The following is a 13,516-nucleotide window of genomic DNA, read 5'->3' on the forward strand; positions in this document are numbered from 1 at the left end:
AGTTGCTAATCGCAAAGGTTTAGCAATGTCTGTAACAAGGAGTTTGTAATGAAAAAGCGGATAGCTAACGTCGGGTTTATCTCGGTAATAGTGGCATTTATTTCAGTAGTGGCAGCATGTTCCCATGCGCCAAATCCCCCTGTTGATAGTGCTAGCAACAATACAGTAGGGCTTAGCCAACAGGCCGTTGCCATGCCTGACAGCTACAGTGCCGATGCTGCAATGCAGGTACTCCAAGAAGGTGGTAACGCAATTGATGCTGCTATTACGGCACAGTTTGTCTTGGCTGTTACTCTACCTGAGGCGGGCAACGTAGGCGGTGGCGGCTTTATGACAATAAAGTTTGAAGATAGCACCGACTTTTTAGATTACCGTGAAATGGCACCTGAAAATGCGCATCGCGATATGTATCTTGACGAGCAAGGTGACGTAAAACCGTACGAGTCTTTGTTTGGGGCTAAAGCGTCTGGCATTCCTGGTACCGTTGCTGGTATGTGGGCCGCGCACAAAAAATACGGCACATTGGATTGGGAGCGTCTACTCGCACCAGCCGTTGATTTAGCCGAGCAAGGTTTTGTGGTTCACGAGAAGCTGGCCAATAACATTGATCACTATATTGAGCGTACCAAAGAAGCTTCTATCAATAACAACTTTAGCGAGTATTTTGCACACGCTAAAGCAGGCACTACCTTCAAACAGCCAGAGCTAGCGAAAACGCTTAAAGCTATTCAGCAACAGGGAAAGGATGGCTTTTATAAAGGCGATGTAGCAAAGCATATTGTTGATTTTATGCAGCAAAACGGCGGCCTTATTACCTATGAAGACTTACTGGCTTACAAAGCAGTGTGGCGCAAACCTCTTCACCTAAACTGGCAAGGTTATGAGCTGGTGACCGCACCTCCTCCAAGCTCTGGTGGTGTTGCCGTTGCCCAGTGGATCGGCATGCTAGAAGCCTATGACGCAACGCACGATTTGCCAGCGCAAAACAGTACTGAATACATTCACGTTATGTCAGAAATTGGTAAGCGCGTGTTTGCCGATCGCGCTGAATACATGGGCGATCCTGATTTTGTTAGTGTTCCGGTAGAAGCGCTCACTGACGCTAACTATATTACTCAACGCGCAGCAGATATTCAGCCTACCAGTATTTCTGATACCCCAAGCGTTAAGCCTGGTTTAAAAGAAAGCGAAGATACAACCCACTTCTCCATTATGGACAGATGGGGTAACGCTGTTGCCAATACAACGACCATCAACCTCACTTTTGGTAGCGGTGTTGTTGTGACTGGCGCTGGCTTTTTGTTGAATGATGAAATGGACGATTTTAGTGCTAAGCCTGGCGTGCCTAACTTCTTTGGCGCAGTGGGTGGTGAGGCGAATGCTATTGAACCTTACAAGCGCATGCTGTCTTCTATGACGCCAACGCTGGTCACTAAAGACGACCAAGTGGTACTGGTAACAGGCTCTCCTGGCGGCACTACCATTATTTCGTCAGTAACTCAGTCGCTATTGAATGCCCTGCTTTACGATATGAACGCTGAAGAAGCCGTGAACTCACCACGTTTTCATCACCAGCTATTGCCCAAAGACACCATTCGTATGCACGACGGGTTTACAGAGGCAACGGTAAATGAGCTTAAAGCAATGGGCTATACCATAGATAACCGTCGCTTTGGTGATGTACATTTAATTAAGCGTACTAAAGAGGGTGTAGAAGCCGCATCTGAAAAAAGCGGACGAGGTAAGAGCCTTGTCCAGCCTTATTAGCACAGCAGTATTAATGTAAGCCATATTAGGGTAAGCCGTATTTGCTCAGTCCTTTAAAGACGAAGCAATGATGATTGAGAAATTATGGCTACTAGCTCAAGGGCTGATGGAAACGTGGAACTTCAAGTGGTTTCAGTATTCATACAGCCCTTTTTCAGAGGAGATAGCTGTGGAGTATTCCACAGTTGGCCTATTTAAATATCGCATCAACTCTGGCGAAACTGCTAGTGTGTTTACAGCAACAAAGCAGCGTCGATAGGCACGTACTTAGACGCCACTTTTTGAATACTTTCAGCCGTTAATGCAGGAACACCGTACACCGTTACGGTTTTCCCTTTTGCTTTAAGGGCGTTTACAAGAATATCGAAATCGCCGTCGCCCGACACCAAAATGATCTCATCAACATCGTCGGCGCGTTCAAGTGCATCTACTGTTATACCTACATCCCAATCACCTTTCGCCGAGCCGTCAGCACGTTGAATGAAAGGCTTTAACTTTACTTCAAACCCAATAGCACGAAGAATGTTTTGAAATTCACGTTGCTTGCTGTCACCCCTGTCTATGGCGTATGCAAAAGCATGTGCTATGTCTAAATTGTAGGTAAGTTCACGCCAAAACTGGTTGTAATTAAAGTTACGTTTGTACGCCTGACGGCAGGTGTAATACACATTTTGTACGTCTACCAGCACTAATGCTTTATTCAAAACCACCCTCTTCTTCGGTTTACTCGGTTATTGTTTTCTGATGTTATAGCCTTTTGATAATAAAACCAAAAAACCTGATGATGAAATTTATGCGCAAAGCGCACAACTACCTGGGCTTAATACTGTTCATTCAAATTGGTCTATGGTTCTTAAGTGGTCTGGTTATGGCGTGGTTACCTATCGATGAAGTAAGAGGCAACCACTTAAAACAAGCCGTCACTACGTCGTGGCACAACGTTACGGTTACCCCTTCAGACATTTTGCGCCACCACAGTAGCGCTGCCGTACTTTCACTTACTCACCGTATAAATGAAGTAGACCATGCTGACCCAAACACGCTTGATGCTATTCCTGTTTATCATGTCGTGGATGACAACATTGCCTATCGCTACAGCGCATTAACAGGTGAAGCTTTGCAAACCATGCAAGAAAGCGCTATTCGTAAAGCAGCAAAAGGGCAATACGCAGGTACTGGCGATATTGGTGAGACCCGGCTATTAAGCGTGTTGCCTCAAGAAGTGCAAAACCTGTCTGCGCCATTATGGCAGGTAAACTTCGATGACGACCTAAATTCGCGGTTTTATATCGACCCAAACACTGGCAGTGTTCTGCGCGTACGTACCGACACATGGCGGCTGTTTGATTTTATGTGGATGTTGCACATAATGGATTACAAGGACAGAAGTAACTTTAACACGCCGTGGTTAATTGCTTTTTCGGGCAGCGCCTTTTTGTTCACCCTTACAGGTGTTGCGCTTTTATATAAGCGCTTCAAACCAAAAAAGAAGAAGCGCTAGCCTAGTATCAGGCAGCTCTTTGATGTACGGCAAAGAGCAACTGCCCCCATTATTATGAAGCGAAAAGCTGAGAAATATCGGCGAACGCTTTGAACTCTAACGCGTTGCCGAAAGGGTCTTTGAAAAACATGGTGGCTTGTTCACCCGGCTTACCTTTAAAACGAATGTAAGGTGCGATAACAAACTCGGTATCGGCAGCCTCTAATTTACTTGCCAGTGCTTGCCAATCGTCCATGGTGAGCACAACGCCAAAGTGCGGCACCGGCACAGCATGATCGTCTACCCCGTTATGTGAAGGTGGCGACGGCATAGCCTCTACACAGTGGGTCACTAATTGATGGCCAAAGAAGTTCCAATCTATCCACTGGGTGTCACTGCGGCCCTTTTCACAACCCAACAACTCACCGTAGAACGCTTCTGCGTCGGTTAAATTAGTGACCGGAATGGCAAGATGAAAAGGTTGAACCATAAAAACTCCTGTTATAAAAACTTCTTAAGCAACGACAGCTTAAACTTAGAAAACGGTGCATAACGAAAGAACACGTCGAGGGCGAATGAACGTTTCATTACCGTTTTAATATGGCTGAATGTATCAAAACCTGCTTGGCCATGATAGCTACCCATGCCGCTATTTCCTACGCCACCAAACGGCAACTCAGGGTTAGTCATAAACAGCATAGTGTCGTTAGTACACACACTGCCTGAACTGGTTTTGCTGATAATATTATCAAGCACATCGTCCTTATCACTAAATGCATAAAGTGCGAGTGGCTTAGGCCTGCTGTTCACAAACTTAATGCCCGCCTCCATGTTGTCAACAGTGATAATAGGTAGAATAGGGCCGAAGATCTCTTCTTTCATTAGCGGGCTATCTAGCGATGGCTCCAGTACAAGGGTAGGCGCCATTGCTGGACGAGATTCATCTAGCTCGCCGCCATACACCACATTGACATTTTCAAGGTAACTTTCAAGACGCTTTAAGTGACGATGATTAACGATATTGCCGTAATCTCGTGACGATAAAGGTACTTTGCCGTATTGCTTTTTCAGCTCTTTTTTAACCGCATCGATAAGCTTTTGCTCAAAGCCCTTTTCAACAATGACATAGTCAGGCGCAATACAAGTTTGGCCCGCATTCATCCATTTACCCCACACTAAACGGCGCGCGGTGACAGCAAGGTTTGTGTTTTTATCAACAAAGCAGGGACTCTTACCGCCAAGTTCAAGGGTTACTGGCGTTAAATGTTTGGCCGCGGCGCTCATGACAATTTTGCCCACCACTTCACCACCGGTGTAAAAAATATGGTCCCATTTGCAGGCAAGTAGCGCCGTCGCTTCATCTTTACCGCCTTCTATTACGGCAACGCATGAATTATCCATATATTGGGGAATAAGCTTAGCCACCAGCGACGAGGTTTCTTCAGCCAATTCAGAGGGTTTCAATACCGCACAGTTGCCCGCAGCAATAGCGGCGATATAAGGGGCAAGCAATAACTGAAGCGGATAATTCCACGCTCCGATAATAAGCACAGTGCCAAGCGGCTCAGGCTTGCGAAAGCTCTTACCTGGCCATGCCACCATGGGCGTTGATACTTTGCGTGGCTTTGCCCATTTATCCAAATGCTTAAGCGTATGCTTGATATCAGAAAGCAGAAACCCTTGTTCCGCTACCATGGCTTCGGTCTTACATTTGCCCAGGTCATTTTTAAGGGCCTGCAAAATGTCGTGCTGGTTGTCTTTCAGTAAAGTTTCTAATGCTTTTAACTGGCTTTTACGCCACTCCAAGGACTGGGTTTTCCCTGTATCGAAACTGTCGTTAAGCTTGTGAACAACGTCAACGAAACACACGCCAGTTTCCACTGCGTGAAGAGAAGGTCTATTTGGCATAAGAAGGCTCCGATAGCATAACACCCACTGCAACAATTCTATGGCTCATCTTAAGATTGTTGTCGGGCAAAGCAGCGTAATAATTAACTGATACTATCTTATATTAATAGGGATGTTCGAAGACAACGCAACTAAATTGTTAATTAATGTTTAATGAGCTCGTATTTTAGGTGCAAGTGGCTGACGTTACACTTAAAAAGTATAAAAAGTTAACGTTGAAGCAATAACAAGATTATATAAAAGTAAAGGGTCGAAAAATTACAAACAAAAAAGCCCAGTAAACACTGGGCTTTTGAACGTATTTTTGAGGCGTTATTACGCGTCGTAAGGGCTGCGTAAAACGATAGTTTCGTTTCTGTCAGGGCCTGTTGAAACGATATCAACCGGCACACCTGTTAGCTCTTCAAGACGCTTAATGTAGTTTTTCGCAGCTTGTGGAAGCGCTTCAAACTCAGTTACACCAAAGGTGTTGTCTGTCCAACCTGGCATTTCTTCATATACTGGCGTTACTTTCTCGTAACCGTCAGCCGCCATAGGAGGAACGTCTTTCACGTTACCGTCTGCATCTTTGTAGCCTACACAAATTTGAAGGCTTTCAAGACCGTCTAGTACGTCAAGCTTAGTTAAGCAGAAACCTGTAATAGAGTTGATTTGTACTGCGCGTTTCATCGCAACTGCATCGAACCAACCCGTACGGCGCTTACGACCTGTGGTCGCGCCAAACTCGTGACCTTTAACACCTAAGTGTTGGCCTACTTCACATTCTAGTTCAGTAGGGAAAGGGCCTGAGCCTACACGCGTAGTGTATGCTTTAACAATACCCAGTACGTAATCTAGCTTAAGTGGGCCAAAGCCAGCACCCGTTGCTACACCACCAACGGTAGTGTTTGACGACGTAACATAAGGATAAGTACCGTGATCGATGTCTAGAAGCGTACCTTGTGCACCTTCAAACATAATAGGCAAGCCAGCATTGTGTGCTTTGTCTAGTTCGTCAGTTACATCAACAACCATTGCTTTAAGAATGTCAGCAACTTCCATTGCACCTTTTAAGGTTTCGTCAAAGTCTACTGCTTCTTCGCCATAGTACTGAGTAAGCGTGAAGTTATGCACGTCTAGCACTTCTTTCAGCTTTGCTGCGAAGTCTTCTGCATTAAACAAGTCGCCAACGCGTAATCCACGACGGGCTACTTTATCTTCATACGCTGGACCGATACCACGACCGGTAGTACCAATTGCTTTTGCGCCGCGGGCTTTTTCGCGCGCTACGTCTAGTGCAATGTGATAAGGAAGAATAAGCGGACAAGCTTCACTAATCTTTAATCGCTCGCGCACTGGAACGCCACGCTCTTCAAGCATAGTCATTTCTTTCATTAGTGCGTCAGGGCTTAGCACAACACCGTTACCAATAATACAGGTAACATTATCGCGTAGGATGCCTGATGGGATTAAGTGAAGTACGGTTTTTTCACCGTCGATTACTAGAGTGTGACCTGCATTGTGTCCGCCTTGGTAACGAACAACATATTTTGCGCGATCAGTGAGTAGGTCTACGACCTTGCCTTTACCCTCGTCACCCCATTGAGTGCCGAGTACCACAACGTTCTTTGCCATGAATCATATGTGTAAGAAAATTAGGCGGGGATTCTACAAAATTCTAGGGCAAGGATCATCTCTTTTTCGAACAAAAATACGACTATTTTATTTTTATTTTTGAAATCACAAAGATGACCCACTGCCGCTCGAGCCTTTTTGAAATAAGGCTTGGCTTCTTATTTTTCAGCACAAACATTCTAAGACGCTAATTTTTAAAGCTTTCTAAACTTTACCTAGTAAAAAAGCTGAACAGACGGTCTATCGCAGTCTGCGCTACGCCCCATTTATATAACGTTTTGCTATTATTCGCGGGCATTGGATGCTTAAAAGCTAATGAGGTATTTAAAGGGCTGAAAATATACCTCTGAATGTTGAATACGGGTTTAAGAGCACACTTTTCAGTCAACGGTAAAGTCGCGCTCCTTTTCGTACTATGTATTATGGTAAAGCGTGTGGCAGTGTTTGATGAGGTCCGTTTTCACACCGCTTCACGCCTCTTAATGCCTAGATCTGGGCGCTAACTCAACTGAAATAAAACAGCAGTAGTGCGCCTATTATCACAAGGGTTCCGCCAATTTGACGCAGTTGATTGCTGGGCTGTTGGCTTATCTGAAGTAAATAATTGCGCCATTTATTAGGAAAAAGAAGCGGCCCTATTCCTTCTATAATAAGTACCAACGCTAAAGCGGGTAGAAGCCACTCCATAAAACTATCCTTAAATAAGTGTGACGTTAATATTTACGTATGTTTAAAGCAACGACTTACGCTTTCTGATTCAGTGCGGTTAAATCAATGTACTCAGGGGTGTGGTACAGACCAAAACCAAATCGTAAGCGGTTTCCTCTAAAATCGGTAAGGATATGGTGCTCTTTAAGCGCTGAAGCAAGGGCTTTTGTTTCATCGGCACTATCTAATTCAAAGGTAAGGAAATGCCCTCGGTTTGCTTCATCACTTACTGCTAGATGTTTTTCGTTTAGCAAGGGATGGTTGCAGGTAGCAAGTTTCTCTAGAAATGTGCGCTGCATGCCCATTATATATTCGTTAACTGTGGCTACATCAATGCCATTGTCGTCGAACATGCGAAGCACGGCTCTTAATCTGTAGAGCGCGGTAAAATCCATCGTCGCACCGGCAAAGCGCATTCCATCTAGGCTATATTGAACGCTATCTTTGCCGCCAACCTTGCGAGGCTTATCTAGCTCGCCAAACTCTGCAAACCAGCCAGTATATGCGGGTCTTAGCTCACAGCCCACGGGTACGTGCGCAAAACATGCGCCCTCTCCTGCCTGAGCATATTTGTAACTACCGGCAAGATAAAAGGCTCGGTGGGCAATGTTCGCTATATCGGTAGGCTTTGCCATAAACCCGTGATAGCCATCAACCACAATAAGGGTATTGTCGTTAGTTACGCTATTTACGATATCTGTGACATCGTTCACCACGTATCCGGAATTAAAAAACACCTGACTAAAGAAAACCAGCTCGGGATCGTGTTCGGCAATGGCGGCCTTAAAGCGCGACGCAAACGTATCGTAGGGTTTGGTAGGTACGGTAATAAGTTCTATCGCACCCTGCTCTTGCATCCTACTCGCTTGGCGCTGAAAACTGTGAAACTCGCTGTCTGTCGACACTACTTTATAAGGCGCAGTACTATCGATGCAGCTCATTACGCGATAAAGCAGCTCATGGGTATTGGGCGCAAAAACGATTTGCTGTGGTGCTCCAGTGTTCAGTATGTTGCTAATGCGCTGCTGTAGCTCTGGCACCAAAGTTTGGAAGAAATATCCCCATTTTTCGTCAACATACTTAGCGCTGTCATCCCAGTAGTTGAGCATTGCATCACGCGTGCAGTCGGGCCAAAAGTAGTGGCTGTGACACGCATAATGCTGTTTACCTTTGTTCGCATTAAGAAAATCCGTATAAAAATGCTGATATGCCATGCTTTATTGCCCAATATAAAAACTGCGTAAACCCTATCAAATTTCTACCTTTTTCGCATGAATCTGCGCCTGCAACAAAACATTTATTTACAAATTAAGTGTAAATTGTTTTGCCCAAATCGATGTGCTTAGTGATATTTCTTATATAAACACAATCACAGCAAATTTTAAGAACTCTGCTATACCCTATAGAGGCAAGATGTTTTTGTTAGCCGAGTTAGCAAGCTTGGTCTGTTCCACGCAGACAAACATTAAAGGTATTTTATGCGTTTTCCTAAATACGGAAATTATTCATTGGATGTCTCAGGTAACGTACTTGAGGTGTTTGCAACCGGGGCGTGGAACCTGAAAACGACAGAGTTTTTTATAGAAGAAATGCATGAACTTATCGCTAAGTTCGACAATAAGCCTTGGGCTGCCCTAATGGACGGACGCCGCTGGGTGCTTTCTACGCCTGAATGCCAAACCCGTTTAGCAGAAGCAATAAAGGTGAACATTTCGCGAGGGCTTACACGCTCAGCTTACGTGCTGGATACCGGAATGGTTAGGCGGGCCCAATTAGAACGAACCCACCCATCTAAGCACCGTGACGCTGAATCAGCTAACTACGAGCGCGATTATTTTCAAAAGTATTTCGAAGCACTTAATTGGCTGCACAAAGAGGGGTTCTCCCCTATTCTCTCGCCTAAATAAATACAGCAATCGAATTAGAAATACACACGTTGACACTCGTCAGTATGCGTTCTCGTTCACCTGCAAGTACCAGCACGAACCTCCTGCAGTCAATTTATCAAAGTCAGACTCGACTCATTGTCCCCTACGACAGCCGCTAAAATGCTGACGTTGTTAATACAATAAGCTGTAAACTTTTCGGCGGTATTCCGACTTCAACGGGTCGCCGTCGGCAAGCGCATTCACCATATCCATCATTAGCTTTCTGGCGTCGCCAAACCCAAGTTCTTTCTTTAACACACTATAAAGAAGCTCTAGTGCATCTTGTGCTTTGTTCGCTTGCTGCAACTGTACCGCTAAATCAACTTTAAGCTGCAAGTCGTCTGGGTTCGCTTCTACCTCTGCTTGAAGCTGACGAATTTCAGGAGTGTCGGCGGCTTGTTCTGCCAATTCAATTTTTCCCGCTAAGCTCTTATAGCGAGAGTCTTGATCAACCAACTTAATTTCTTCCAATAACGCTTTGGCTGTATCGATAGATCCGGTCTCGATATAGCAATCAATAAGCATATATTTAGCGTTTACGTTATCTGGGTTAAGCGCTAGGGCTTCTTTAGCTGCGGGCAGTGCCTCTGCATAATCACCTTGCTGAATCGCTTTGCCAGCAGAGGCAAGTAGATCGTCTTCAGGATTAGGCAAATATTTAGCGAGCATTTCGCGAATTTGCTGCTCAGGTTGCACACCCGCAAAGCCGTCAACAGGCTGACCATTTTGCACCACCATCACCGTTGGTAGACTTCTAATACCAAACTGTGCAGCGACTTCTTGCTGGGCTTCGCAGTCTACTTTAGCCAGGATCAAGTGCTGGCTATATTCGCCCGCCAGCTTTTCCAAAATAGGCATAAGGTCTTTACAGGGCTCGCACCAATCTGCCCAAAAATCGATTAGCACCAGCTTATCTTGCGACGCTTCAATGATGATTTGTTGAAAGTTTTCTACCGTAATATCTACGATGGTTGCTTGGCTATTCGCAACGAGATTTTCCATAACGCAGGCCTTTAATTTCTTATATTGAGAGGAATATGGGGCAGACGGCCTGAAATTACAAGGTTAAGGTAGGCTATCTTTGGTCACCGCGCCTTGCACTAGGAAGCGCTTCTTAATTCGCCACTTTGTTGATCTGCGCCAGTGAGCACGCATGTTTGCAAAAACTCATTCTCTTTTTGTCGTATTCACGACAATCTATTTCAGAATAGAATGTTAACGTAGTGTAAACTACTGCTACTAAGTCACTCTACTTCTATAAAATACATGCTTATGGCCGAGAGGGTTTTATGTCTACACAAACAAGCGCTGACACGCATTTTGCTTCATTCAAAGAGTTTTACCCGTTTTATTTAAATGAACATAGAGATAGCACATGCCGCACGCTTCATTTTATCGGCTCGTGGCTGGTTCTCGGCGTTATAGCACTAGCAGTATTTATGGCTAGCTGGTCGCTACTGTGGTTTATTCCGCTAGTAGGTTACGGTTTCGCTTGGGTAGGTCATTTCTTCTTTGAGAAAAATCGCCCAGCGACATTTAAACACCCGCTTTACAGCCTAATGGGCGACTGGGTCATGTTTAAAGATATTCTTGTGGGCAAAATTAGCCTTAAAGGCGAATAAAGCTCAAATGACTTAAAGGACGGCCAGCCCTCTATTAATAATGACAACTGCCATTGCTAGCGCCCTGCGTTGTTAAACGTTGCGCTTAATGTTGGATATGTAATTTTAACGGACAATCCAGCCTCTTCACCGCACGCGCTTTACATAAAAGAAACGAAAGCGATATGGTTAGAGACAACGTTCGCAGGTTGCTACATTTGCGTTAGGATTTACGCTAAGCACACGACAGCGAACATTCTACCTATCGCGCTCAGCGCAAAAAACAATAACAAAAGGAACAACTATGTTTGCGTCTCGTTTCGCCTTTCGACCAGTACGAAAAGGCTTATGTGTTACCTCGACTGCATTATCACTATTGGTTTTAGGTATAAGTCAGGCCAATGCATTGCAGGTATCTGCCTCTGATTCGACTAGCTTAAATGCGCTGACATACGATGACACCTTTAACTTAGAATTTGTGGCCAACCCACAGTTTCTTAATAAGGATACGGTAATTTATTCTCGTCAGAGCATGGATGTCATGACTGACGGAAGACAAAGCCGACTTTGGCAAGTAAATATTAAATCCGGTGAGCATCGCCCGTTTATTGGTGTAGATGAAAACTTGTCACAGGCTACCTTATCGCCCAACGGTAAAATGGTGGCATATGCAAAATCGGTCAACGGCCGCGCACAAATCCATCTCTATTACTTAGATACCATGCAGTCTGTGCGCTTGACCAACACCAGCGAAGCACCTCGTCAGTTAACCTGGTCTCATGACAGCAAAACCTTAGCCTTCACCCAGTTTACCGAAGAAAAGCAAAAGCCATTGTTTACCGGCATGCCGAGCAAGCCTAAAGGAGCAAAGTGGGCTGACCAAGGCACCTATATTGATGCGGTGCAGTATAGAGGTGACGGAAGAGGCTACTTGCGTGAAGGCTTTGACCAGATATTTGTTCTGCCTGTTGAAGGCGGTACGCCGCGTCAGTTAACAACTGGAAAATTCCCTAGCGGCGGCACCCTTTCTTTCTCTAAAGAGAATGACTGGATTTATTTCGCCACACCACAACGAGAAGACTACGCGCTGCACCCTTTGTTTAGCGACATCTATAAAGTGAATGTGAATACAGCGGCAGTTGAACAAGTTACCGATATCGAAGGGCCTGAAGGTAGACCAACCTTGAGTCCCGACGGAAAATACCTTGCATTTACTCAGCTCAACGACAGAAAGCTTTCTTATCAGAATGGCGACCTTGTGGTACTTGAGCTTGAAAGTGGTGACATCAGCCGTTTAACTACGTCACTAGATAGAAGCTTAGGCAGATTTGAGTGGCGCAAAGACAGCCGAGGATTAATCTTTTCTTACCTTGATCACGGCGAAACTAAACTTGCTGCAGTGAACCTGAAAGGCGATGTGAAACCTATCGACGTTAGCATAGGTGGACAAGCGTTTGGGCGCCCTTACACGTCGGGCGACTTCGCAGTTAGCGATAAAGGCGACATTGTTTACACCACGGCAAGCCGCACTGTGCCTGGCGACCTGGCGCTTTATAGAAAAGGCAAAGACGATACGCAACTCACCGATTTGAACAGCGATGCACTTGGTCATAAAACGCTGGCAGAAGTACAAGACCTTTCCGTAGTATCAAGTGTGGACGAGCTACCTATCGACGCATGGATTGCTTTGCCACCAGGATTTGATAGCAGCAAAAAATACCCGCTAATTTTAGAAATTCATGGCGGCCCACATGCAGCCTACGGCCCTCACTTTGCCATGGAAATTCAGCTAATGGCCGCGCAGGGTTATGTGGTTGTATGGTCCAACCCAAGGGGCAGTAGCTCTTACGGTGAAGACTTTGGTAACTTGATTCATCATAACTATCCGTCAGAAGATTATAACGACCTAATGGATGTGGTAGACGCGGTTGTTAAGCAAGGCTATATAGATTCAGAGAATCTGTTTATTACTGGCGGCTCAGGCGGCGGAACCCTTACCGCATGGTCCATTGGTAAAACAGACCGCTTTAGTGCAGCTGTTGTGGCGAAGCCGGTTATTAACTGGATGAGTTTTTCATTGACTGCCGACGCATACCCGTACTTTAGCAACTACTGGATGGCAGATATGCCGTGGACTATTGCGGATAAACTCTGGCAGCGTAGCCCTTTGAGCTTAGTGGGCAACGTAGTAACACCCACTATGCTGCTAACCGGTGAAGCCGATCACCGTACGCCAATTAGTGAGACAGAGCAGTATTATCAAGCGTTGAAGTTACAAGGTGTCGATGCTGCAATGGTGCGAATTCCAGGGGCTTCGCACGGCATTGCAAGCCGCCCTTCTCGCTTAATACAGAAAGTAGGAAATATTGTGGCGTGGTTTGAACGCTACAAGAAGAATAACGACGGCGAGTAAGTCAATACGAGACCCGATGTCCTTATAAATAAAAAAGGCGCTTACTTCATTTTACAATAACAATGAAGTGGCGCCTTTTCTCATTCTACGTCTTATA

Annotated in this window: 12 protein-coding genes; 5 read left to right on the top strand and 7 right to left on the bottom strand. The window is 45.3% G+C overall.

What is annotated here, in order from left to right; all coding sequences use genetic code 11:
* Nucleotides 1–48: 48 nt before the first annotated feature.
* Nucleotides 49–1,767, top strand: coding sequence for a gamma-glutamyltransferase (gene ggt / locus AWH61_RS16890; RefSeq protein WP_075177718.1), 1,719 nt, complete (start codon nucleotides 49–51; stop codon nucleotides 1,765–1,767).
* A 233-nt stretch (nucleotides 1,768–2,000) separates the two neighbouring features.
* On the opposite strand, the gene AWH61_RS16900 is transcribed toward ggt, so the two are convergent.
* Nucleotides 2,001–2,471 carry a LabA-like NYN domain-containing protein gene (locus tag AWH61_RS16900; RefSeq protein WP_075177720.1) on the bottom strand — a complete coding sequence of 157 codons (471 nt, stop codon included), beginning with the start codon at nucleotides 2,469–2,471 and terminating at the stop codon, nucleotides 2,001–2,003.
* Nucleotides 2,472–2,548: 77 nt separating this feature from the next.
* Here AWH61_RS16900 and AWH61_RS16905 point away from each other — a divergent pair, with 77 nt between their 5' ends.
* Nucleotides 2,549–3,268 (top strand): PepSY domain-containing protein, encoded by a 720-nt coding sequence (locus tag AWH61_RS16905; RefSeq protein ID WP_075177721.1) that lies wholly within the window; start codon nucleotides 2,549–2,551, stop codon nucleotides 3,266–3,268.
* 52 nt (nucleotides 3,269–3,320) lie between these two features.
* Here AWH61_RS16905 and AWH61_RS16910 read toward each other — a convergent pair whose 3' ends face one another.
* From AWH61_RS16910 to AWH61_RS16930, 5 genes are all read right to left on the bottom strand, one after another.
* On the bottom strand, nucleotides 3,321–3,737 hold the full coding sequence (locus tag AWH61_RS16910) for a VOC family protein (protein ID WP_014948111.1): 417 nt from the start codon (nucleotides 3,735–3,737) through the stop codon (nucleotides 3,321–3,323).
* A gap of 11 nt (nucleotides 3,738–3,748) precedes the next feature.
* On the bottom strand, nucleotides 3,749–5,155 hold the full coding sequence (locus tag AWH61_RS16915) for an aldehyde dehydrogenase family protein (RefSeq protein WP_075177722.1): 1,407 nt from the start codon (nucleotides 5,153–5,155) through the stop codon (nucleotides 3,749–3,751).
* A 315-nt stretch (nucleotides 5,156–5,470) separates the two neighbouring features.
* The gene (locus tag AWH61_RS16920) at nucleotides 5,471–6,769 is read right to left on the bottom strand and encodes an adenylosuccinate synthase (protein WP_014948109.1); all 1,299 of its coding nucleotides are present in this window, start codon (nucleotides 6,767–6,769) and stop codon (nucleotides 5,471–5,473) included.
* A 504-nt stretch (nucleotides 6,770–7,273) separates the two neighbouring features.
* Nucleotides 7,274–7,456 (bottom strand): DUF2065 domain-containing protein, encoded by a 183-nt coding sequence (locus AWH61_RS16925; protein ID WP_014948108.1) that lies wholly within the window; start codon nucleotides 7,454–7,456, stop codon nucleotides 7,274–7,276.
* 56 nt (nucleotides 7,457–7,512) lie between these two features.
* Nucleotides 7,513–8,691 (bottom strand): aminotransferase class V-fold PLP-dependent enzyme, encoded by a 1,179-nt coding sequence (locus tag AWH61_RS16930; protein ID WP_075177723.1) that lies wholly within the window; start codon nucleotides 8,689–8,691, stop codon nucleotides 7,513–7,515.
* A 264-nt stretch (nucleotides 8,692–8,955) separates the two neighbouring features.
* Here AWH61_RS16930 and AWH61_RS16935 point away from each other — a divergent pair, with 264 nt between their 5' ends.
* Nucleotides 8,956–9,384 (top strand): hypothetical protein, encoded by a 429-nt coding sequence (locus tag AWH61_RS16935; RefSeq protein WP_014948106.1) that lies wholly within the window; start codon nucleotides 8,956–8,958, stop codon nucleotides 9,382–9,384.
* A 153-nt stretch (nucleotides 9,385–9,537) separates the two neighbouring features.
* On the opposite strand, the gene trxA is transcribed toward AWH61_RS16935, so the two are convergent.
* Nucleotides 9,538–10,407 carry a thioredoxin gene (gene trxA / locus AWH61_RS16940; RefSeq protein WP_075177724.1) on the bottom strand — a complete coding sequence of 290 codons (870 nt, stop codon included), beginning with the start codon at nucleotides 10,405–10,407 and terminating at the stop codon, nucleotides 9,538–9,540.
* 287 nt (nucleotides 10,408–10,694) lie between these two features.
* On the opposite strand from trxA, the gene AWH61_RS16945 reads away from it, so the two are divergent.
* Nucleotides 10,695–11,027: an Mpo1-like protein gene (locus tag AWH61_RS16945; protein WP_014948104.1), complete on the top strand. Its 333-nt coding sequence runs from the start codon at nucleotides 10,695–10,697 to the stop codon at nucleotides 11,025–11,027.
* 283 nt (nucleotides 11,028–11,310) lie between these two features.
* Nucleotides 11,311–13,419: a S9 family peptidase gene (locus AWH61_RS16950; protein WP_075177725.1), complete on the top strand. Its 2,109-nt coding sequence runs from the start codon at nucleotides 11,311–11,313 to the stop codon at nucleotides 13,417–13,419.
* Nucleotides 13,420–13,516: the final 97 nt, after the last annotated feature.

It is taken from the genome of Alteromonas sp. W12 (assembly GCF_001924945.1).
Classification (GTDB): Bacteria; Pseudomonadota; Gammaproteobacteria; order Enterobacterales; family Alteromonadaceae; genus Alteromonas; species Alteromonas macleodii.

Excerpts from the sequence above, each read along its gene's own strand:
- ggt (WP_075177718.1), top strand. The coding sequence starts at position 49 with ATGAAAAAGCGGATAGCTAACGTCGGGTTTATCTCGGTAATAGTGGCA.
- AWH61_RS16905 (WP_075177721.1), top strand. The coding sequence starts at position 2,549 with ATGATGAAATTTATGCGCAAAGCGCACAACTACCTGGGCTTAATACTG.
- AWH61_RS16910 (WP_014948111.1), bottom strand. The coding sequence starts at position 3,737 with ATGGTTCAACCTTTTCATCTTGCCATTCCGGTCACTAATTTAACCGAC.
- AWH61_RS16915 (WP_075177722.1), bottom strand. The coding sequence starts at position 5,155 with ATGCCAAATAGACCTTCTCTTCACGCAGTGGAAACTGGCGTGTGTTTC.
- AWH61_RS16920 (WP_014948109.1), bottom strand. The coding sequence starts at position 6,769 with ATGGCAAAGAACGTTGTGGTACTCGGCACTCAATGGGGTGACGAGGGT.
- AWH61_RS16925 (WP_014948108.1), bottom strand. The coding sequence starts at position 7,456 with ATGGAGTGGCTTCTACCCGCTTTAGCGTTGGTACTTATTATAGAAGGA.
- AWH61_RS16930 (WP_075177723.1), bottom strand. The coding sequence starts at position 8,691 with ATGGCATATCAGCATTTTTATACGGATTTTCTTAATGCGAACAAAGGT.
- AWH61_RS16935 (WP_014948106.1), top strand. The coding sequence starts at position 8,956 with ATGCGTTTTCCTAAATACGGAAATTATTCATTGGATGTCTCAGGTAAC.
- trxA (WP_075177724.1), bottom strand. The coding sequence starts at position 10,407 with ATGGAAAATCTCGTTGCGAATAGCCAAGCAACCATCGTAGATATTACG.
- AWH61_RS16945 (WP_014948104.1), top strand. The coding sequence starts at position 10,695 with ATGTCTACACAAACAAGCGCTGACACGCATTTTGCTTCATTCAAAGAG.
- AWH61_RS16950 (WP_075177725.1), top strand. The coding sequence starts at position 11,311 with ATGTTTGCGTCTCGTTTCGCCTTTCGACCAGTACGAAAAGGCTTATGT.